The sequence below is a fragment of the Flavobacterium anhuiense genome, assembly GCF_050990855.1.
Lineage (GTDB): Bacteria > Bacteroidota > Bacteroidia > Flavobacteriales > Flavobacteriaceae > Flavobacterium > Flavobacterium anhuiense_C.
In genome coordinates, this window is record NZ_CP158861.1 from 1,051,980 (window position 1) to 1,072,526 (window position 20,547).

Genomic DNA, 20,547 nt, shown 5'->3' on the forward strand with positions numbered 1-20,547 from the left:
GTAATTATAACTTTAAGTTTGAAAGTGGAAAGTCGAAAGTCAAAAGTTACATTATCAAGGTAAAAGCTTTCAGACTTTCGACTTTCGGCTTTTGACTAATGTTGTATCTTTGCATCAAAATTTAAACAAATGTCAAAGCAAGTTCGTGTGCGTTTTGCACCAAGTCCGACTGGACCATTACATATCGGCGGAGTTCGCACTGCCCTATTTAATTATTTATTTGCAAAGAAACATAACGGTGTTTTTTATCTGAGAATTGAAGATACAGATCAAACTCGTTTTGTTCCTGGTGCAGAGGCTTACATTATGGAAGCTCTTGAATGGTTAGGAATTGCTCCTGAAGAAACTGTTGGAAAAAATGAAAAATTTGGTCCGTACAGACAAAGCGAACGTAAAGATTTATACCAACAATATGCCGATCAATTGATCAATTCTGGTTGGGCATATTATGCTTTTGATACTCCAGAAGCATTGGATGCACATAGAAAACAACACGAAGCTGAAGGAAAAACATTTATTTACAATCATCACAATCGTGAAAAATTAGATACTTCATTAGTAATTTCTGCTGAAGAAACTGCAAAGAGAATTGCAAATGGAGAACATTATGTAATCCGTTTTAAAACTCCGGTTGATGAAACTTTACATTTGAAAGATATAATTCGTGGAGATGTTAAGTTTGAAACTAATCTTTTGGATGATAAAGTTTTATTCAAAAGTGACGGAATGCCAACGTATCATTTAGCCAATATTGTGGATGATCATTTGATGGAAACTTCTCATGTAATTCGTGGAGAAGAATGGTTGCCATCTATGCCACTTCATGTTTTATTGTACAAAGCATTTGGTTGGGACGCTCCAGAATTTGCACACTTACCTTTGATTTTGAAACCAGTTGGAAATGGTAAATTATCAAAAAGAGATGGAGACAAAATGGGATTCCCTGTATTTCCTTTAGAATGGAAAACGGAAGAAGGCATTTCTTCTGGCTACAGAGAAAAAGGATTTTTCCCAGAAGCAGTTGTAAACTTCCTTGCTTTATTGGGATGGAATGATGGAACTGACAAAGAAATATTTTCTCTAGAAGAATTGGCTGCATCTTTTGACTTGAATAGAGTTCATAAAGCTGGAGCTAAATTTGATCCAGAGAAAAATAAATGGTTCAACCACCAATATTTAGTAAAACAAAATGATGCAGATTTAGCAAAAACCTTCTCTCCTATTTTGATAGAAAAAGGCGTTGATATTTCTAAATATGACATCACAAGAATTGTTTCACTAATTAAAGAAAGAGCTAATTTCGTTTCTGATTTTTGGGAGTTAACAGATTTCTTTTTTCAATCGCCAACATCTTATGATGAGAAAGCAAGTAAAAACTGGAAAGAAGAAACTCCAGCTTTAATGCAACAATTGATTTCTGTTTTGGAAAATATTCAAGATTTTACTTCAGCAAACATCGAAGCAGTTGTAAAAGATTGGTTAACTAAAAACGAAATCGGAATGGGTAAAGTAATGCAACCTTTCCGTCTAAGTTTGGTTGGAGCTTTGAAAGGTCCTCACCTATTTGATATTGTAGAAATTATTGGAAAAGAAGAAACTATTTCTAGAATTAAGAAAGCAATCGCAACTTTATAAAATAATTTACCATTAAGATATTAAGTTTATTAAGCTCAACTTGATGATAAAAAAAAGAAGTTTTTTAAGTTCATAAAGCTTAATTTTCTTGACAAAGATTTGATCTTAATTTTCTAAATGAACTTAATGGTTCAAAAAAACTAAACGCTAAGTAACATCTCAAAAATGTTCTTAGCGTTTTTTTAATGTTTGATAATTTTATTTTAGAAGAATTTTCGTAATTTACCAGAATCATAAATATAAATTATATAACCATGAGTACAGCATTCATTATCTTTTTAGTATTAGCGTTCTTCATTTTTATGTCGTCGTTTTTTACTGTGAAACAACAATCTTCTGTAATTATTGAACGTTTTGGAAAATTTCAAAGTGTTAGAAATTCAGGATTACAACTTAAAATTCCGATGGTTGACAGATTGGCCGGAAGAGTAAATCTTAAAATTCAGCAGTTGGATGTTATCATCGAAACTAAAACTAGAGACAACGTTTTCATCAAAATGAAAGTTTCGGTTCAGTTCAAAGTGATTCAAGATAAAGTTTACGAAGCATTTTATAAGTTAGAATATCCGCACGATCAGATTACTTCTTATGTATTTGATGTTGTTCGTGCCGAAGTTCCAAAACTAAAATTGGATGATGTTTTTGAAAGAAAAGATGATATCGCAGTTGCAGTAAAACGTGAATTAAACGAAGCAATGTCTACTTACGGATATGATATCATCAATACTTTGGTTACCGATATTGATCCAGACATCCAGGTAAAAAATGCAATGAACAGAATCAATGCTGCTGATAGAGAAAAAACTGCTGCTGAATTTGAAGCTGAAAGTTCAAGAATTAGAATCGTTGCAAAAGCAAAAGCTGAAGCAGAAAGTAAACGTTTACAAGGACAAGGTATTGCAGATCAACGTCGTGAAATTGCGAGAGGTCTTGTAGAAAGTGTTGAAGTTTTAAACCAAGTTGGCATTAATTCTCAAGAAGCTTCTGCCCTAATTGTAGTGACACAACATTATGATACTTTACAATCTATTGGATCTGATACCAACTCAAACTTAATTCTTCTTCCAAATTCTCCACAAGCTGGAAGCGATATGTTGAACAATATGGTTGCTTCATTCTCAGCTTCTAATCAAGTTGGAGAAATGATGAAAAAGAACAATAAGAAAATTGAAAAACCAAAACCAACTCAAAGACAGTCCGGTTATGAAGATGATATTCAACCAGATGTTCAACAATAATTACGAAATAAAAAAGAGGCTAATTGCCTCTTTTTTTATTTATAAACCAATTGATCATAAATGGTAAAATAGATTGTAAAATTTCTGGAAATGATTTTTTGATATAACCTGTGTAAGAGGAAATGAAACCATTTACAATATTTTGCGGTGTGATGCTTTCCTTAGTTTTCTGAAAACTCAAAACCAATTTCTGATAATTGATTTCTTTTTCCAATTTTAGAATTTCTAGATCTCTTTCAATCTCAGCATACGAAGAGTATTTTTTTCTATCCATAATTAATCATTAAAAAAGATTTCTGAAAATTTCTCTAAAATTGGTCCTTCAACAAATTTGTCTTTTATAAAGAAAAGTAGGATTGTAAAGAAAAGATAGATCCCTCCTACTGCCAAAAATCCGAGAGCATTACTTTCAAATAAAGAACCAAAAGCATAAGCCGCGGCAAAAGATCCAAAAATCAAAACCATACTAAAACATAATAAAATCAAAGTAAACTTAAAGATTAAAGTTGTTGATTTCATTGCAACTTTAAAACCCCACAGTTTATAATAAGCTAAATGACTTTCAATGTATTCTTTAGCTTGATCTTGAACTTTATCTGTGTTTTCTTTTAATTCTTCAAACGCCATAATTATAATTTTAAATAAAAAAAGCACAAAACTTTCTTATAAAAATAAGCAAGTAATGTGCTTTGTCAAAATATTATTTCTGAAGTTTAGCGTTTTGTGCCTTTAAATCAGCAAGTTTAGTTTCTAAAAAAGTAATCACTTCTTCTGTTTTATGACTAACATTTGAAAGTAACTCTGTTAATGTACCGTCAAGATTTTGAGTTGCACTTGTAAATTTTTCACGTAAAACTTCTGAACTTGCATCAAAAGAATCTTTTATATTATGTTTAGCATCATCTAAACCTTCTTTGATTTTTGCTCGAGTTTTAGATCCCTTATCTGGAGCAAATAAAATTCCGATTGCTGCTCCTGCAGCTGCTGCAGCTAAAATTGCTGCGGCGGTATTTAAGTTCTTAGACATGATATTACAATTTTAAATTATTACTTAAAGATACTCTTTTTTGAACTTATAATTTTCTGATTAATTGTAATTTACAAAAAATTAACAATATAATTAATACACATAAGTTGTAGCTTCATATTTGCCATCTTTTTCAGTTATACTTACAAAAGGAGAACCATTTGAAGCCGACTTACTTTTAATTCTCATCGCAGTTTGCTTCTGGTTTGCAATAGGCGGTTCACCTTTTGTCTTGGTCGAGACTCCTGTAAATGTTCCGGTTTGTTTCAGTCCTATTGTTTTTTCTTGTGGCAAAACAGTTACCATTTTGTAATCGTCTTTTGAATCAACTACTATTTTATCAGAAACTTTCTGAGTTTGTTTTGTTTGTTTGTTTGTAATTGATGACACTGCATGTTTACTGATTTTGATTTCTTCAGAACTTCCATTCAAAGAATAATAAACAAAACCATTTTCAGATTTAATAAAATTTACATCAAGTTGTTCTCCATTGTGTTTTGTAATTTGATGTGTTTGTGAAATTGCTACGTTTGCAAATAATAATGCTAATGCGAAATATAAAATTTTCATGATAATTAGATTTAAATTAAAAATTGTCAGACTTTGAAATTTAAAAACTAAACTTTCACTCAAATTCAACATTATGGAATTTTGTACATTATGATCTAATTTGAAAAATATCTTTTTACGAGAAATATTATCAAAATTATATCACAATAAAAATGAGAACATAAAATTGTCTTTTTGGGAAATCAGTTTTGAAAATCTATTGTGATAAAAATTACGAGTTTCTAAAAACAATAAATTTCAGCTTAGATTCTTTATGGCAAATTTTAATTTTTACAAAAATCATCTCTGACTTTTGATATTGAGTTAAAAATAGCAGTTTTATAAACAATTGTGTGTTAACAAGCAGTTAAACTGGCTTAAATAACAGTAAAAATTAAAATAAAGACCGTAAATAAACAATAATTTAAAAAATGAGTTATCTATCAAATCATTTTAAAAACCGCTTTAAAATCGATTTATGAGGGTTAAAATTAATATCTAAAAACTATTAAAATCATTTTTAACATCATTTTTATAAATAATAATTAAAATCTTAAAATTAACTAAAATTAATAATTAAAATTTATCATTTTAAAACTGAAATAAAAACTTATAAAAATAATCAAAAACTATAATTTTATACATTTCAGTCATTTATACCTATAATAATTAAAAACTAAATTTTTAATAAAATAATAGTAAAAAATTATGATTTATAAAATTGAAATGAAAAATTAAAAAAGCAAGAAAAAACTTTTATTTTATTCTTTTGAGAAGAAAATTGAAGCAAAAAAAACTAAAACCTAAAATAAAGAGTTTTAATCAATGAAAAATAAAAAAAGGTCTTCTCTACTCGAGTATTTTTTATTTTATCTTAAATATCATTTATGAATGTCACTTTTAATCTATAAAATAAATTAAAAGTAAATTTTTAATAGATTTTATTAATAATATATATAATCAATTAAAAATATAAAATATATTATTTAAAACTATAATTTATAATATGATAGCAAAATCGGGAGTTAAAAAAGAGTAAAAATTAAAATAAAGGCTTTTAATAAGCTTAAATCTAAAAAATGAATTGGTCATCCAACATTATTTTATTTTCGATTAAAACTAATCTATGATAGTCACTTTTAATCTATAAAAATTATTAAATTTTAAATAACAATAGCAAATCTATATAATAAAAAAAAGCGCTTATAAAAGCGCTTTTCATAAATTTAATTGATATTACTTCTTCACCATTTCAGAAAGAATTTCAATTTCTCTTTCCGAAGCATTTTTTGGTGGATTCGAATATAATTTCAAAATTTCGTCATCGTATTGATTTCTCAAAATTTCATTTTCTATATCTCTTAAGTTTAAAAGTGCTTTTGATCTTACATAAGTTGATTCACTTTTCAAAGACATGGAATACAATTTCTTAATATCTTGTTCTTCAAAATCTACAGATTTCCAGTTTGAATACTTCAAAATAAACTGAGAAAACAATAGCGAAGCCTTATTATTGTTGATATTTTTCTTTAATGAATTTTGTATCAAAGAGAAACTCGAAATGTTTTTAATGTTCTCCCCTATTGCACTTTCAATTGCAATTCGCTCAGGTTTACTTTCAACTTTGAAATATTTGTTGATTTCTTTTAAAGAATTATTGATGCTGTTTTCTTCTTTTTTACCTTTTTCTTCCCAAGCATCTTTCAATCCAACCGTTTTGTTAAACACTAACTTTGAAGGAGTTGAATCTTTATCAACAGTAAAATATCCTAAACGTTGAAACTGGAATTTATCTTCATTTTGAGCTGTTGATAAACTTGGTTCAACATATCCAGTAACAATTTCTAAAGAGTTTGGATTCACAAAATCTAAGAAATTTTTCTCTTTATAACTGTCTGGAGCTTCATCTGTAAACAAACGATCGTACAAACGAACTTCTGCTTCCAAAGCATGTTTTATAGAAACCCAATGTAAGGTTCCAGATACTTTTCTTTGGCTTGCTTCTGTTCCGCTTCCGCTTAAAGAATCGGTATCATAAGTTACATGAATTTCCGTAATATTGCCTTCAGCATCTTTTATAACTGATTCTCCTTTAATGATATACGCATTTTTAAGACGCACTTCTTTTCCTAAAGTCAAACGGAAATATTTAGCTGGAGCTTCTTCTAAAAAGTCTTCTCTTTCTATGTATAATTCACGAGAAAAAGGCACTTTTCTGAAACCTGCATTTTCATCTTCTTGATTGTTTTCAGCTTCTAACCACTCCTCTTTTCCTTCAGGATAATTGGTAATCACCAATTTTACAGGATCTAAAACAGCCATTACACGAGGTGCAATTTTGTTCAAATCTTCACGAATACAGAATTCCAAAACCGATACATTGATCAAATTATCACGTTTTGCAATACCAATTGTGTTCGCAAAATTACGTAATGAAGCAGCTGTATAACCACGTCTTCTTAATCCAGAAATAGTTGACATTCTAGGATCATCCCAACCGTTAACATGCTTTTCCTTAACTAGTTGCTGTAATTTTCTTTTACTAACAACAGTATGTGATAAGTTACGTCTAGCAAATTCTCTTTGCTTTGGACGAAGCTTATTATCATCAAAAATCTGATCTAAAAACCAATCGTATAATTCACGGTGAGGCAAGAATTCCAGCGTACAAAATGAGTGAGAAATTTGCTCTAAATAATCACTTTGTCCGTGTGCCCAATCGTACATTGGATAAATTTTCCAAGCATCTCCAGTTCTGTGGTGATGTTTGTGTAAAATTCTGTACATGATAGGATCACGCATCAACATGTTTGTTGATTTCATGTCAATTTTAGCGCGAAGAATATGTGTACCATCCTCAAATTCACCGTTTTTCATTCTTTCGAATAAATCTAAGTTTTCTTCAACTGAACGATTTCTGTACGGACTATCAGTTCCTGGAGTTGTTGGAGTTCCTTTTTGAATAGCCATTTCTTCAGAAGATTGGCTATCAACATACGCTTTATCTTTTTTAATTAATAAAACTGCCCAATCGTATAATTGTTGGAAATAATCTGAAGCATAACATTCTTCTGCCCAAGTATATCCTAACCATTCTACATCTTTTTTAATAGCATCAACAAATTCCTGTTCTTCTTTTTCAGGGTTTGTATCATCAAAACGTAAATTCACAGGAGATTGATAATCAATTCCTAATCCAAAATTTAAAGCAATAGAACTTGCGTGCCCAATGTGTAAATAACCATTAGGTTCTGGTGGAAAACGAAAGCGAAGTTTAGTATTTGAAAGACCTAATTTTACGTCTTCCTCTATGATTTGTTCAATAAAATTGAGTGATTTCTCTTCTGATGCCATTATTTTATAGTAATTTTAGCAAAGATAAAAAAAAGGTTTCAGGTTTCAGGTTTAAAGTTATTTAACTAGCGCAAAACCTGAAACTTTAAACGTGAAACAACATAAAAATGGGAGTTATAAAACTTAAAAATATCCGTACTTTTTCTTATCACGGATGTTTAATTGAAGAAGGAAAAATTGGATCTGATTATACTGTTGATCTAAAAATTAAAACCAATTTACAGAAATCGGCAGAAACAGATCATCTTTTGGACACTGTTGACTATGTTCACTTGAACAAAATTGTGGCTGAAGAAATGGCAATTCGTTCGCATTTATTAGAACATGTTGCCAAAAGAATCAATATTCGAGTACTTGCTGAGATAGAAATGGTAGAAAAAACAACCGTTTGGGTTTCCAAAATTAATCCACCTATTGGTGGTGATGTTGAGTCAGTTACTATAAAAATGACGGAAATTAGAAAGTAATCGTTCAAATTAAATCTGTATTTTTTTAAAATAGTTTCTTGGAAACTTTTGAAATTTAAAGATTTTAGTTACTTTTGCCAACCGTTCAAGTAATGGCGTCGTGGCCGAGCGGCTAGGCTGGGCTCTGCAAAAGCTCCTACTCCGGTTCGAATCCGGACGATGCCTCAAAAAGAGATACAGAAATGTGTCTCTTTTTTTTTGTCTAATTTTTAAGAAAAATTAATTAAAGATATTGGTTCGAATCCGACGATGCATCTAAAACCTCTAAAGAAATTTAGAGTTTATTTTTATGTTTAATTTTTAGAAAAAATTAATTAAAAATATTTACTTCGAATCCGGACAATAACTCTAAAACCTCTAAAAAATAGAGTTTTTTTTATGTTTAATTTTTAGAAAAAATTAATTAAAGATATTGCTTCGAATCCAAACGATGCCTAAAAAGAGATACAGAAATGTGTCTCTTTTTTTTTGTGCTTAACTTTTCCACAATCTTGTCATTTTGACGAAGGAGAAATCTCTGTAAGTAACTCCACTCCAATTGGCTAAACTTTGTAGAACATCTCGCGAAGATTTCTCCTTCGTCGAAATGACAAATTTGATGTAAATACTTTGAACACAAGTAATTTTGACAAAGTTCTAAACGAACATTATAAACACAAAAAAGCCTCTGAAAATCAGAGGCTTTTTCGATATAATTTGAGTTATTAACAACTATTTTTTTTCTATTCTTTCGAGCGCATTTTTAACCATTTCTTTCTCTTTTGGAAACCAGCCTTGAATTACTAAAGCAAATCCGAAAACCATTAAAACAACACTAATTCCTTTTTTAATTTTTAAAATATTAGTTGGTGTCATTTTTGATTTTAATTGTTTGGCTAATAAAATTTTAGCACAATCAATTACTAAATACGTAATAATTACTGCAGCAAAGAAAGTCATCATTCTAGACGTTTGCATATCTAATTTCGGCCCTACAGAGATAATTACTGCTAACCAGAATCCTAAAACTCCAATGTTAATAACGTTCAGCAAAAAACCTTTTACAAACAAACTTCCGTAGTTTCTTTTTAAAATATCACGGTCAATCTCTTCATCGTTTACTTTCTCTTCTTTCTTTAATTTTACGAATGAAATAATACCGTAAGAAAGCATAATTATTCCACCAAAAATAAATAGAGCTGGATCATCTTTTAAACTAGAAATCAGTCTGTAACTGCCTAAATAAGCAATGGCAATAAAGAAAACATCTCCTAATACTACACCCAAATCAAAAACAATTGCAGATCTGAAACCTTTTGTAATACTGGTTTCTAATAAAACAAAAAATACTGGTCCTACCATAAAACTGAGAACAAGTCCCCAAGGAAGCCCGGCTAGAATATCATTAATCATTAAATGCCTGTTATTATTTTACAATTTCGATTTTACCGCCAAAAACTGTTTTCTGATTTACTTGTTTTGGATTTCCATAAATATAAATAGAGCCTCCTGCGCTCACTTTTGCATCTACAAGGGTAGAAGCATTAACATCTGCTTTTCCGCCCGCAGAAACGCTCACAGTAGTCTGAGATGTCTCCAATTTACTTGCTAACAAATAACCTCCAGCTCCTAAACTTGCATCCTGATTTGAAGCTTTACCAGTTAATGTAATAGAACCTCCTGATACTGAGCTTACTTTTAGTTTATCAACATCTAAATCAACATTTATAATTGCGCCTTCTTGTGCACTTACTTTAAACGAAGTTGCTTTGATCGCTTCGTTACTTGTTACAGTTGCTCCTTCATTGGCATCAATCAATTCTATATGCTTGTAATACAATGTAATACTAAGGTCATTTCCAGATAAAAGTTTTGGGAAAGGCATTCTCAATTTCAAAATACCATTTTTATTAACAACTTCAACTTCTGCTTCTCTCGAACCTTTTATTACAATTTTATTTTGATCTGCCTGAACTACTTTTACGCTTAATTTATCAAAAACCTTAACCGTATCAAAATCTCCTAACTCTTTGGTAACTTGACCAAAAGACATTTGTACAAATAAAATTGCTGCTCCTATAATTAGCTTTCTCATACTTTTATTTTTAAATTAATTAATTATTCTGCTCTTCGCAAAAAGTGAAAATCCAGTTGTTTTTTAACTAAATCGGCATTTTTTACCTTCACATAAATCTCGTCTCCTAACTGCAATAAACGGTTTGAAGTAGCTCCAACTAAAGCATATTGCCTTTCATCAAAAGTATAGTAATCCTCTTTTATTTCTCTGATTCTTACCATTCCTTCACATTTGTTAGAAACAATTTCAACATAAATTCCCCATTCAGTAACACCAGAAATAACTCCAAGAAACTCTTCATCCTGATGATCCTGCATGTATTTAACCTGCATGTATTTAATACTATCACGTTCAGCATTTGTTGCTAAATTCTCCATATTTGAACAATGCAGACATTTGGTTTCGTAGGTCTCTTCATCTACAGAAGCACCACCATCCAAATAATATTGCAACAAACGGTGTACCATAACATCTGGATAACGACGAATTGGCGATGTAAAATGGCTATAATAATCAAAAGCTAAACCGTAATGACCAATATTATCTGTCGAATATTTGGCTTTACTCATACTTCTGATAGCAAGAGTATCAATAAGATTTTGTTCTTTCTTACCATTTACTTCTTCCATCAATGCGTTAATAGATTTTGCTATATCGCCTTTTGTTCTAAAATCAATTTTATAACCAAACTTAGCAATAACTGTCTGCATTGCAACCAGTTTATCTTCATTTGGTTCGTCATGAATACGGTAAACAAATGTTTTCTTTTGTTTTCCAATGTATTCAGCCACTTTTCTATTGGCCAAAAGCATAAATTCTTCAATCAAATGATTGGCATCTTTTGATATTTTGAAATAAACGCCTTCGGGTTCTCCTTCTTCATTCAAATTGAATTTCACTTCGACTTTATCAAAAGAAATGGCTCCTTGCTGCATTCTTTTCTTTCTTAAAATCTTCGCTAATTCATCCAATTTTAAAGTAGCTTCAACAATTTCATCTGAAACCACATAAGAATCTCCGGTAATAGAAATATCAACCGGAATGGTATTATTTCCTTTTGTTTCAATAATATGCTGTGCTTCTTCGTAAGCAAAACGCTGATCGGAATAAATTACTGTTCTTCCAAACCATTGGTTAATAACTTGTGCTGTTGGAGAAACTTCAAATACTGCAGAGAAAGTATATTTTTCTTCATTCGGACGAAGCGAACAAGCAAAGTTAGACAATACTTCTGGAAGCATTGGGACTACTCTATCTACCAAATAAACCGAAGTAGCTCTTTGATAGGCTTCATCATCCAGGATTGTACCTTCTTCTAAATAATAGGAAACATCGGCAATGTGGATTCCAATTTCGAAATTTCCGTTTTCTAACTTTTTGAAAGACAAGGCATCATCAAAATCTTTTGCATCTTTCGGGTCGATCGTAAACGTAAGCGTATCACGCATATCACGACGTTTTGCAATCTCAGATTCCTGAATCGAAGTATCTAATTTTTGTGCAAAAACCTCCACTTCTACAGGGAAATCTGCTGGAAGACCATATTCTGCTAAAATAGCATGAATCTCTGTATTGTGTTCTCCAGGTTTTCCTAGCACTCGAATTACAGATCCAAACGGACTATCCGCTCTTTTAGGCCAATCTTCAATCTTCACTAAAACGACATCACCATTTTCAGCTTCACCAATTTTATCCTTCGGAATAAAAATATCAGTATACATTTTAGGGTTTGCAGTCGAAACAAAAGCAAAGTTTGGCTGCATATCTATTACACCAACAAACTCTGTTTTATCTCTTTCGATAACTTCAATAACTTCACCTTCAGGCCTTTTCCCTTTTCTTCTGTTATAAACGTAAACTTTTACTTTGTCTTTGTCTAATGCACGATTCAAATTATTGGTCGGAATAAAAACATCTTCTTCAAACTCATCACAAATAAAATATGCCGTTTTTCTACTCGTCATATCTATTGTTCCTTCGTAATAATCCTGGCTTACTGCTTTAATCAAATATTTTCCAGGTTCTGTTTCTATAATCTTCTTTTGAGCTGCAAGAATCTTTAAATCTTTTATAATCTGATTTCTGCTTTTTGTATCGTCTAATTCTAACTTAGCTCCTATTTGTTTGTAATTGAAAGGTTTATTAGCATTCTGCGATAAAATCTTAAGTATTTTTCCAGAGAAATCTTTCTCTTTTTTTATCGGCTTTCTAATTTTCTTACTCATATATCTTTTCTAATAAGGCTTAAAATTACAAATAAGATATCAGATAATACTTTTTAACAAATAGAATTATTAAAAATATAACTTTTCGTACATTTACAAAAAGACCAAAAATGGAAAGCTTTAAAACGATCGCCGTATTCAATTATCTGCACGAAACCGTAGTTCTCAAACACTTACTAGAACAAGAAGAAATTCCATTCTTCTTTGAAAACGAAATGACACTCTCTGTCATGCCGTTTTATTCCAACGCACTCGGCGGAATCAAACTCAAAGTTCATCCAAACGATTTCGAACAAGTTCAAGAAATTTTGGACAATCTCAACAATCCGCTTAAAATCGTCTGAAACCAAATTCAAACAATTCAAAACAGAGAAAAATTCAATTCAATTTAATTTTTTTTCTTTTCAACCTTTTTTAGTTTTCAACATATATTAAATAAATAAAAAAAGATTTTTAAAAATTTAAAAAAATTTGGTTGTTATTATAGCTTGTTAATATGTCGAATAATTTTTTTTTTGAAGTCATTGAAATCTCGTTTTACTTATTTATTCTGAGTTATCAACATAGTTATTTTTAGCTAAATAATTAATTTATAAGACTTTTTGTATTTTAATTAACAACGGTTGACAACCAAAATTGAATTGATTTTGTAGATAAGTTGATATGTTCATAGTTGTTGAAAATGGTATTTTTGATATTGATAACTTTTCCAAAAATTCACGAAACTTTTCTTGCATATTAAATTCCAGTTTTGGATTATGGAATTTTTCTAAACAACCAAAAAAAACTTCTAATTTTCTTTTCGAACTTATTAACATTTTCTGTTAACTTAAAGTTAATTGAATATCAACGAATTACGAACTGCTATTAACACCTCAAAATTTTAACAAATATTCTGAATATTATTTATTGATTATGAGATACTTATGAAGTTATTAAAATTGTTGATAACCTCATAATTATTTGATAGTAAGATAGTTATAAAACCATTGATTTTGCTAGCTTTTTTTGCAAATTTCTACAAATTGAACTTTTAGATTTTAATAATGTTTAAAACCCTTCATTTAAAAAGAAATTAGTGAAAATTGGTGTAATTCGTGGCAAACATATATTAATTAAGTAAATTTGCAATACACAACTTAATAGTATTAAAAATGAAAATTTCGATAGGAAACGATCACGCAGGACCAGAATATAAAAAAGCAATTGTTGAAATGCTTAAAGCTAGAGGATATGAAGTAACTAACTATGGTACAGATACTGATGCTTCTGTAGATTATCCGGATTTTGGACATCCAGTTGCCAATGATGTATCTGAAGGAAAAGCTGATTTTGGAATCGTAATCTGCGGAAGCGGTAACGGAATAGCGATGACTGTTAATAAACACCCGAAAGTAAGAGCTGGTTTATGCTGGACTAAAGAAATCGCGTATTTAACTCGTTTACACAATGATGCAAACATTGTAAGTATTCCAGCAAGATTCACATCTATTCACCAAGCTGTTGAAATCGTTGAAACTTTCTTAGATACTGCTTTTGAGGGCGGAAGGCATCAAAATAGAGTGAATAAAATTGCTTGCGCATAAAAAGTCAAAAAAAATTCGGTGCTTTGCACCTATTCATAAATACACCGGGCCGATTTTTAAATTTGTCCGGTTTTTTATTTAAGTATTTATAATCAGTGTTTTAATATACTGAAAAACAACCTTTTTTTGAGTTATCAACAATGTTAATAGTACTTTTTATAATTCAGAAAGGCAATTATAAGTGTTGCCTGAATTCCTAAGATCAGAACAAACTTCACAATAAAAGAAGTTTTACTCGTTTTATGTTTAAAAAATAACATTGCTGTTAATAACCCAGGTGAACCACCGGTTAAAGCCATGAGAAACAAGGTTTTTTCAGGAATTCTTCTTTTATTTTTTAAAGCTTGATATTTATCATAACCAGCAATTATAAAAAGAACGATATTTATAAATAAAAAATACAGTAATAAAATTTCCATTCGCTAAAAAATAGTAACAAAGATATTATTTTGGTTGCACATCTAAAATCCACAAATTGAGTAGTAAATATTTAAAAAATTTAATTTGTAATTGAAATGAGTCCAGTAAAATTATTTGAACAGAAAAAAGTAAGAAGTCATTATGATGCTGAAAATGAAATTTGGTATTTTTCTGTAATTGATGTTATTGAGATATTAACAGGAACTGATAGGCCAAGAAAATATTGGGGGGATTTAAAAAAGAAACTTTTAAAAGAAGGAAGTGAACTGTCCGATAAAATCGGACAGTTGAAAATGGAAGCTACAGATGGGAAACTAAGAATAACTGATGTAGCTGATACTGAAAAACTTTTACGCTTAATTCAATCGATACCATCTCCAAAAGCAAAACAGGAAAAAGTGTAGTGACTGGAGAGAATTTTTTACCTCCAAGTAAAAAAAAATTGGAGTAAAATAGAATTAAAAAATTTAAAAGCTTTTATATTAGTTTTGATTAATGTAAAACAATAATATTACTAAAAAACGTTGCTAAAATTGTAAAACACTTTTGCATCTTTGCTATTCAAATAAAATAAACAATGACCAACATTCAATTCATTGCAAAGTCTGTTCAGGCGCCCGCAGTAAGTATTCAAAACACAGTAAAATTATTAGAGGAAGACTGTACGATTCCGTTTATTTCACGTTACCGAAAAGATGCAACCGGAAACCTTGATGAAACTGTTATTGAGCTGATTGCAAAATTGCAGAAAGAATACGATACGCTTATAAAACGTAAAGAGGCAGTTTTAAAATCGATCGAAGAGCAAAAGGCACTTACGCCAGAATTGAAGAAAAAGATTGAAGACAGTTTTGATTTACAAGAAATAGAAGATTTTTATCTTCCTTATAAAAAGAAGAAAAAAACAAAAGCCGATGTCGCACGCGAATTTGGTTTAGAACCTTTAGCAAAACTCATCATTTCTGAAAGTGATGCAGATATCGATTTTATTTCGACGCAATACATTAATGAAAATGTTATTAATGAAGAAGCCGCAATTCAAGGTGCAAGAGATATTGTAGCCGAATGGATCAACGAAAACATTTATGTTCGTAAACAGCTTCGTAGATTGTTTCAGCGAAAAGCGACTATTGCGACAAAAGTGGTGAAAAAGAAAGCCGAAGAAGAAGGAGCACAAAAATTCAACCAATATTTTGATTGGGAAGAGCCTTTGACAAAAGCGCCGGCTCACCGTTTATTAGCGATGCTTCGTGCAGAAAATGAAGGTTTTATAAAAATGAAAATTGATGTTGATATTGACGATGCATACGATGTAATTGACGAAATCATCATTAAAAAACAAAATAATTCAACAGCACATTTACAGCTGGCGATTGAAGACAGTTACAAACGTTTACTAAATCCAGCAATTGGAAATGAAACCTTGCAGGAAGCAAAAGCAAAGGCAGATGCCAATTCTATTCAGGTTTTTGCTAATAATTTAGGTCAGTTATTATTGGCTCCACCGTTGGGAGAAAAACGTATTTTGGCAATCGATCCAGGATTTAGAAGTGGTTGTAAAGTGGTTTGTTTGGACGAAAAAGGCGATTTATTATACAATGAAACCATTTATCCGCACGCACCTCAAAACGAGGAAACTATGGCGATTAAAAAAATTCGTTCGATGGTAAATGCGTATCAAATTGATGCGATTTCGATCGGAAATGGAACAGCTTCACGAGAAACTGAGTTTTTCATCAAAAAAATCGCGTTTGACAAGCCAATTCAAGTATTTGTGGTTTCAGAGGCAGGAGCTTCGGTTTATTCGGCTTCAAAAATAGCGAGAGAAGAATTTCCTAATTATGATGTTACCGTTCGTGGTTCGGTTTCTATCGGAAGACGACTTTCAGATCCGTTGGCCGAATTGGTAAAAATAGACCCAAAAGCTATTGGAGTAGGGCAATATCAACACGATGTGGACCAAACGAAATTAAAAGAAGAATTAGATAATACGGTAATTCGTTGCGTAAACTCGGTTGGAATTAATATCAACACCGCAAGTAAACACTTATTGAGTTATGTGAGTGGAATCGGGGAAAAGCTGGCGGAAAACATTGTACAATATCGTTCTGAAAACGGCCCTTTTGAAGACAGAAAACAGCTGAAAAAAGTGCCTCGTTTAGGAGATAAAGCCTATCAGCAAGGAGCGGCGTTTATTAGAATTACAAATGCTAAAAATCCGTTAGATAATTCGGCGGTGCATCCAGAGGCTTATCCGGTTGTGGAGAAGATGGCAAAAGATTTGAATATTTCTTTAAATGATTTAATTGCCAACAAAGAGAAAACAGCACTTATAAAGGCCGAAAAATATGTAACACCTGAAATTGGTTTGCTTACGCTAAAAGATATCATAAAAGAGCTTGAAAAACCTGGATTGGATCCGAGAAAGTCGGCTAAAGTGTTTGAATTTGATGCGAATGTAAAATCGATTAAAGATTTGAAAACCGGAATGATATTACCAGGAATTGTTAATAACATCACCAACTTTGGCTGTTTTGTTGACATTGGAATCAAAGAAAGCGGTTTAGTTCATATTTCGCAGTTAAAATCGGGTTATGTAAGTGATGTTAACGAAGTAGTAAAACTACACCAACATGTCGATGTAAAAGTTACAGAGGTTGATGAAGATAGAAAGAGAATTCAGTTGACGATGATACTTTAAAAATAACATTTATTTAACTGCTCCTCTTGTTTGCTATTGCTCAAATCCAGATTCAAACTAGCGGAATACTTATTATAGAACTCACAAATTGCAAATCGTAATTTGTGAGTTTTTCTTTCTATTTTGCGTATAAATAATTCTTGGGAAAGAATATATTTGTAGGAAATTTTAAACCCCAAATTATGAAAAAGAATTTTTTAATTCTAATGGCAATATTATACTCTGCTGTAGGCCAGGCAAAATTTCTAAAGGCAGTATTATATTTTGAAGACGGTACCAAAAAGACCGGTTTGGCCGAATTAGTTGAAAGCGAAGACTCAAAAATTAATTTTAAAGTTAATGAAGAGGCGAAAAAGGAAAAGATTCTTAGTGCCGATGTAAAAAGGATTGAGTACGTAAATGCTGATAACAATATGTTTATAGTAGAAAAGTTTTATTTTACGACCGCTAATTTATTCACAGGTAAATTCTCCAAATCAAAGAAAAAAATCTGGTTTTATATTGTATATGACAAAGATGTAAAAATTGGAGGAATAGGAGCAGAAGGAGGAAGAAGGCCAAATGCAGGTGGAACTAGTTCTGTGGTTACCATTTCTAATACAGCTTATTACTTTGGAAAGAAAAATAGTGAAGATTTAGTTTTCGGATTTGCTACATCTGCCAATAACTTAGCTGTCGGTACAAATTCTTTAGTAAAAAAAATGTCGAAAGAAGCTTTCGCGGATTGTCCTAAACTTATCGCTGCAATTGAAAAAGAAGATTTTAAAGCCGATACGGTTCTAGATCAGTTAAAAGCGCTTTTTGAAAAAAATAAGTGCAAATAATTGACTAAATTTAAACTAAAACTCCCAATTTACCAATTGTAATTTGGGAGTTTTCATTTAAAGCTATTTCAAAATCACTTTTTTGGTAATGCTTTTAAAATCGCTATTGGATATTTTGACTAAATAAATGCCTCTGGACTGATTGGCTAAGTTTATTTCAGTGTTTTCAGAAATTGTTTTTTGCTGGTGAATAACATTTCCAGAAGGAGAAATTATCGAGATAGTAGATTGCCCAGGCGCGTTAATCGTGATTCGATCAGCACTCGGATTGGGGTAAAGCGTAACTGTAGATTTTTCAATATCGAAAGTATCATTAGATAATGTGGCGTTTATCGGTAAATAGAAATTACCTGTTAGTAAAAGGGAGTATAATGTTTTTAATGTTTGATGAAAATAATTATTGGGTTCATCTACGGTTTTCAAGTCATTGTAAGAAGCATCCAAATGTTGTTGATCTTCTCCTGCCATTGCAGCACAGGCAAATGCTCCTATAAATGTTGCATTATGAAAACTTCCCACTACAGTTCCGTTTTGGTTGTAACCATCTTTAATATTTAAAGTGCCACCAAGATTTACACGAACAAAATCCGATGCTTTTTTAGAATACGTTTTTGCTTCTGCAGTTCCGTACCAAATATAATCAACAGCGATTCTCCAAGGCGTTCTTGCTGCATCATAAGTATATGCTTTTCCTTGTCGGTTATATCCATAATTTACAGCAATGGCAGAATAAGCACCTGAAGCTTCACACCAGTCAGAAACTAGGCCACCGACTGCATTATTTACTGTCAGATTATTGTTGATAACGGTATAAGCCTTAGCAGCAACTTGACTCCAAAAAGTAACATCGTTGGTAAAAACACCAAAAGCTCTATAATAAGCAGGAGAGAAATAGGAGATGTTGGTAATTTGGCTTCCGCCGAATTGATCTCCCGGTTTTAAAACAAGAGTGTTTGCTTCAATTTCATAATTTTTGATTGCCGAAATCAACGTTTTAGCATCCCCTTTGTAATTGATATCTCCAGTGCTGGCCCATTGATAGTCTGCAACTATTAAAGCAAAAGCGGCATCAAGTTCTGCATCGGTTGCACCATTAGAACCAATTGCTTCAGAACAGCCTTTTATTTTCCAATTCATGACACCATTAGCATTTACATGGTCTTTGTAATACAGCCAAAGTCCGTCAAATAATGGTTTATCTGCCATATAAGCCGAAAGCAGCATTCCGTAAGCAATTCCTTCAGAAACGGTTTCAGAAGTATTGTCAAACTTTACACGATAACGCTTATTGGAACAAGATTCTACGAAATTGGATTTCCAAGTATCGTAATTTTTTTGCGCATCTAGGCTATTCCTTGGAGATGCCATTAGTCCATTTCCGTGCACTTTATTGGCAGGAAAGGGCTGAGTTTGCGACTGACTTTCTGCTGTGAGCAGAAAAGCCATCACGAAAAGTAAGTTTTTCATATCTAAAAATTTGGGACCCTAAAAGTAGGAATTTTGAGATATAAAAAAAATCCCAAACTACAATTGTAATTTGGGATTTAATAAGTTTTTCGAATTTCTTATTTTGTTTCTTCTTCTTGTTTTTTAGAAGCAGCAGGTTGATCGTCTTTAGCAGCGTTTTTAAATTCTTTAATACCGCTTCCTAAACCTTTCATTAATTCTGGAATTTTTTTACCTCCAAAAAGTAATATCACTATACCTACGATAACAAGGATTTCTGTAAGACCTAATCTTCCCATGACTAATATATTTAATGCCGAAGCAAATTGTTTTTCTTATTTATCCCGCAAAGGTATATAGAAATATACGAAATAGAAGTATTTTTAGTTTAAAATATTTGTATTAAACCACGTTAAATATTTTATAAAATAGTAAATTATAGCTCTTCATGAAATTTTTCGAACAAATATCATGACGATTAATTGCTATATTTGCTAGCATAAAGAAAGATAATGACTAAAAAAAGTAAAAAGAATTTTAGGAAGAAACTGTTCATTAAAAACCGATTAGTAATTTTAAATGAAGACACTTTTGAAGAGATATTTTCTTTTAGGCTTACTTTGATGAACGTATTTGTAACGTTTACTTTAGGCGGAATATTTCTAATTTTGGTTACTACTTTTATTATTGCATTTACACCGCTTCGCGAGTTTATTCCTGGATATTCTTCTACAGAATTGAAAAGAAATGCTACGAGATTGGCAATCAAATCAGATTCTTTAGAAACCGCTTTAAAACAAAATGAAACATATATAAAAGGAATTCAGAAAGTTTTAAAAGGAGAATTGGAATATTCAAAATTTAATAAAGATTCTATATTAGCAGAATCTGTTGAAGATGCATCAGATTTAAATATGAAAGCATCGGATGCCGAAATAAAACTAAGAGAGGATGTTGCTGAAACTGAGAAAGAGCTGAAGGCAAAATCTCAAGACAAAAAGAAAAGTGACAAAAAATAA

20 protein-coding genes and 1 tRNA gene are annotated in these 20,547 nt (G+C 31.1%); 10 read left to right on the forward strand and 11 right to left on the reverse strand.

Annotation, left to right across the window (positions count from 1 at the left end; translation table 11 throughout):
- The first annotated feature begins 129 nt into the window (after positions 1 to 129).
- Positions 130 to 1,635, forward strand: a complete 1,506-nt coding sequence (gltX, locus tag ABTV69_RS04765; protein WP_433834524.1) for a glutamate--tRNA ligase — start codon at positions 130 to 132, stop codon at positions 1,633 to 1,635.
- Between the two features lie 254 nt (positions 1,636 to 1,889).
- A complete protein-coding gene (locus tag ABTV69_RS04770) occupies positions 1,890 to 2,873 on the forward strand; it encodes an SPFH domain-containing protein (RefSeq protein WP_433834525.1) in 984 nt (327 codons plus the stop codon).
- Between the two features lie 19 nt (positions 2,874 to 2,892).
- Here ABTV69_RS04770 and ABTV69_RS04775 read toward each other — a convergent pair whose 3' ends face one another.
- From ABTV69_RS04775 to ABTV69_RS04795, 5 genes are all read right to left on the reverse strand, one after another.
- Complete coding sequence (locus ABTV69_RS04775) at positions 2,893 to 3,147, reverse strand: DUF6327 family protein (protein ID WP_433834526.1); 255 nt, start codon at positions 3,145 to 3,147, stop codon at positions 2,893 to 2,895.
- Between the two features lie 2 nt (positions 3,148 to 3,149).
- Positions 3,150 to 3,500, reverse strand: coding sequence for a competence protein (locus tag ABTV69_RS04780; RefSeq protein ID WP_433834527.1), 351 nt, complete (start codon positions 3,498 to 3,500; stop codon positions 3,150 to 3,152).
- A gap of 73 nt (positions 3,501 to 3,573) precedes the next feature.
- Positions 3,574 to 3,900, reverse strand: a complete 327-nt coding sequence (locus tag ABTV69_RS04785) for a YtxH domain-containing protein (RefSeq protein WP_433834528.1) — start codon at positions 3,898 to 3,900, stop codon at positions 3,574 to 3,576.
- Between the two features lie 93 nt (positions 3,901 to 3,993).
- The gene (locus ABTV69_RS04790; RefSeq protein ID WP_433834529.1) at positions 3,994 to 4,470 is read right to left on the reverse strand and encodes a hypothetical protein; all 477 of its coding nucleotides are present in this window, start codon (positions 4,468 to 4,470) and stop codon (positions 3,994 to 3,996) included.
- 1,215 nt (positions 4,471 to 5,685) lie between these two features.
- Positions 5,686 to 7,803, reverse strand: a complete 2,118-nt coding sequence (locus ABTV69_RS04795) for a glutamine--tRNA ligase/YqeY domain fusion protein (RefSeq protein WP_433834530.1) — start codon at positions 7,801 to 7,803, stop codon at positions 5,686 to 5,688.
- A gap of 107 nt (positions 7,804 to 7,910) precedes the next feature.
- Here ABTV69_RS04795 and folB point away from each other — a divergent pair, with 107 nt between their 5' ends.
- Both folB and ABTV69_RS04805 read left to right on the forward strand, forming a co-directional pair.
- Positions 7,911 to 8,270 carry a dihydroneopterin aldolase gene (gene folB / locus ABTV69_RS04800; RefSeq protein WP_177211517.1) on the forward strand — a complete coding sequence of 120 codons (360 nt, stop codon included), beginning with the start codon at positions 7,911 to 7,913 and terminating at the stop codon, positions 8,268 to 8,270.
- Positions 8,271 to 8,364: 94 nt separating this feature from the next.
- Positions 8,365 to 8,435: transfer RNA gene (locus ABTV69_RS04805), tRNA-Cys, on the forward strand.
- Between the two features lie 546 nt (positions 8,436 to 8,981).
- Here ABTV69_RS04805 and ABTV69_RS04810 read toward each other — a convergent pair.
- The 3 genes from ABTV69_RS04810 to rnr are packed head-to-tail and all read right to left on the reverse strand — an operon-like array spanning position 8,982 to position 12,551.
- Positions 8,982 to 9,662: a LysE family translocator gene (locus ABTV69_RS04810; RefSeq protein ID WP_433834531.1), complete on the reverse strand. Its 681-nt coding sequence runs from the start codon at positions 9,660 to 9,662 to the stop codon at positions 8,982 to 8,984.
- A gap of 13 nt (positions 9,663 to 9,675) precedes the next feature.
- A complete protein-coding gene (locus tag ABTV69_RS04815; protein WP_433834532.1) occupies positions 9,676 to 10,344 on the reverse strand; it encodes a head GIN domain-containing protein in 669 nt (222 codons plus the stop codon).
- 23 nt (positions 10,345 to 10,367) lie between these two features.
- The gene (gene rnr / locus ABTV69_RS04820; RefSeq protein ID WP_433834533.1) at positions 10,368 to 12,551 is read right to left on the reverse strand and encodes a ribonuclease R; all 2,184 of its coding nucleotides are present in this window, start codon (positions 12,549 to 12,551) and stop codon (positions 10,368 to 10,370) included.
- A 110-nt stretch (positions 12,552 to 12,661) separates the two neighbouring features.
- On the opposite strand from rnr, the gene ABTV69_RS04825 reads away from it, so the two are divergent.
- Both ABTV69_RS04825 and rpiB read left to right on the forward strand, forming a co-directional pair.
- Positions 12,662 to 12,895 carry a DUF2007 domain-containing protein gene (locus ABTV69_RS04825; protein ID WP_248728825.1) on the forward strand — a complete coding sequence of 78 codons (234 nt, stop codon included), beginning with the start codon at positions 12,662 to 12,664 and terminating at the stop codon, positions 12,893 to 12,895.
- Positions 12,896 to 13,705: 810 nt separating this feature from the next.
- Positions 13,706 to 14,137: a ribose 5-phosphate isomerase B gene (rpiB, locus tag ABTV69_RS04830; RefSeq protein ID WP_008465784.1), complete on the forward strand. Its 432-nt coding sequence runs from the start codon at positions 13,706 to 13,708 to the stop codon at positions 14,135 to 14,137.
- Between the two features lie 143 nt (positions 14,138 to 14,280).
- On the opposite strand, the gene ABTV69_RS04835 is transcribed toward rpiB, so the two are convergent.
- Positions 14,281 to 14,556: a DUF1294 domain-containing protein gene (locus ABTV69_RS04835; RefSeq protein ID WP_433834534.1), complete on the reverse strand. Its 276-nt coding sequence runs from the start codon at positions 14,554 to 14,556 to the stop codon at positions 14,281 to 14,283.
- Positions 14,557 to 14,652: 96 nt separating this feature from the next.
- Between ABTV69_RS04835 and ABTV69_RS04840 the strand changes: the two genes are divergently transcribed.
- The 3 genes from ABTV69_RS04840 to ABTV69_RS04850 all read left to right on the forward strand — a co-directional run bounded on the left by ABTV69_RS04840 (position 14,653) and on the right by ABTV69_RS04850 (position 18,082).
- Positions 14,653 to 14,961 (forward strand): BRO family protein, encoded by a 309-nt coding sequence (locus ABTV69_RS04840; RefSeq protein WP_433834535.1) that lies wholly within the window; start codon positions 14,653 to 14,655, stop codon positions 14,959 to 14,961.
- 173 nt (positions 14,962 to 15,134) lie between these two features.
- On the forward strand, positions 15,135 to 17,258 hold the full coding sequence (locus ABTV69_RS04845) for a Tex family protein (RefSeq protein WP_433834536.1): 2,124 nt from the start codon (positions 15,135 to 15,137) through the stop codon (positions 17,256 to 17,258).
- Positions 17,259 to 17,440: 182 nt separating this feature from the next.
- Entirely contained in the window at positions 17,441 to 18,082 is a 642-nt protein-coding gene (locus ABTV69_RS04850; RefSeq protein ID WP_433834537.1) for a hypothetical protein, read from the forward strand.
- Between the two features lie 63 nt (positions 18,083 to 18,145).
- On the opposite strand, the gene ABTV69_RS04855 is transcribed toward ABTV69_RS04850, so the two are convergent.
- A complete protein-coding gene (locus ABTV69_RS04855; protein ID WP_433834538.1) occupies positions 18,146 to 19,549 on the reverse strand; it encodes a glycosyl hydrolase family 8 in 1,404 nt (467 codons plus the stop codon).
- 98 nt (positions 19,550 to 19,647) lie between these two features.
- The gene (locus ABTV69_RS04860; protein WP_008465789.1) at positions 19,648 to 19,827 is read right to left on the reverse strand and encodes a Sec-independent protein translocase subunit TatA/TatB; all 180 of its coding nucleotides are present in this window, start codon (positions 19,825 to 19,827) and stop codon (positions 19,648 to 19,650) included.
- Between the two features lie 213 nt (positions 19,828 to 20,040).
- Between ABTV69_RS04860 and ABTV69_RS04865 the strand changes: the two genes are divergently transcribed.
- On the forward strand, positions 20,041 to 20,547 hold the full coding sequence (locus ABTV69_RS04865; protein WP_433834539.1) for a peptidase: 507 nt from the start codon (positions 20,041 to 20,043) through the stop codon (positions 20,545 to 20,547).

Coding starts and splice junctions, on each gene's coding strand:
- gltX (WP_433834524.1), top strand. CDS start 130: ATGTCAAAGCAAGTTCGTGTGCGTTTTGCACCAAGTCCGACTGGACCA.
- ABTV69_RS04770 (WP_433834525.1), top strand. CDS start 1,890: ATGAGTACAGCATTCATTATCTTTTTAGTATTAGCGTTCTTCATTTTT.
- ABTV69_RS04775 (WP_433834526.1), bottom strand. CDS start 3,147: ATGGATAGAAAAAAATACTCTTCGTATGCTGAGATTGAAAGAGATCTA.
- ABTV69_RS04780 (WP_433834527.1), bottom strand. CDS start 3,500: ATGGCGTTTGAAGAATTAAAAGAAAACACAGATAAAGTTCAAGATCAA.
- ABTV69_RS04785 (WP_433834528.1), bottom strand. CDS start 3,900: ATGTCTAAGAACTTAAATACCGCCGCAGCAATTTTAGCTGCAGCAGCT.
- ABTV69_RS04790 (WP_433834529.1), bottom strand. CDS start 4,470: ATGAAAATTTTATATTTCGCATTAGCATTATTATTTGCAAACGTAGCA.
- ABTV69_RS04795 (WP_433834530.1), bottom strand. CDS start 7,803: ATGGCATCAGAAGAGAAATCACTCAATTTTATTGAACAAATCATAGAG.
- folB (WP_177211517.1), top strand. CDS start 7,911: ATGGGAGTTATAAAACTTAAAAATATCCGTACTTTTTCTTATCACGGA.
- ABTV69_RS04810 (WP_433834531.1), bottom strand. CDS start 9,662: ATGATTAATGATATTCTAGCCGGGCTTCCTTGGGGACTTGTTCTCAGT.
- ABTV69_RS04815 (WP_433834532.1), bottom strand. CDS start 10,344: ATGAGAAAGCTAATTATAGGAGCAGCAATTTTATTTGTACAAATGTCT.
- rnr (WP_433834533.1), bottom strand. CDS start 12,551: ATGAGTAAGAAAATTAGAAAGCCGATAAAAAAAGAGAAAGATTTCTCT.
- ABTV69_RS04825 (WP_248728825.1), top strand. CDS start 12,662: ATGGAAAGCTTTAAAACGATCGCCGTATTCAATTATCTGCACGAAACC.
- rpiB (WP_008465784.1), top strand. CDS start 13,706: ATGAAAATTTCGATAGGAAACGATCACGCAGGACCAGAATATAAAAAA.
- ABTV69_RS04835 (WP_433834534.1), bottom strand. CDS start 14,556: ATGGAAATTTTATTACTGTATTTTTTATTTATAAATATCGTTCTTTTT.
- ABTV69_RS04840 (WP_433834535.1), top strand. CDS start 14,653: ATGAGTCCAGTAAAATTATTTGAACAGAAAAAAGTAAGAAGTCATTAT.
- ABTV69_RS04845 (WP_433834536.1), top strand. CDS start 15,135: ATGACCAACATTCAATTCATTGCAAAGTCTGTTCAGGCGCCCGCAGTA.
- ABTV69_RS04850 (WP_433834537.1), top strand. CDS start 17,441: ATGAAAAAGAATTTTTTAATTCTAATGGCAATATTATACTCTGCTGTA.
- ABTV69_RS04855 (WP_433834538.1), bottom strand. CDS start 19,549: ATGAAAAACTTACTTTTCGTGATGGCTTTTCTGCTCACAGCAGAAAGT.
- ABTV69_RS04860 (WP_008465789.1), bottom strand. CDS start 19,827: ATGGGAAGATTAGGTCTTACAGAAATCCTTGTTATCGTAGGTATAGTG.
- ABTV69_RS04865 (WP_433834539.1), top strand. CDS start 20,041: ATGACTAAAAAAAGTAAAAAGAATTTTAGGAAGAAACTGTTCATTAAA.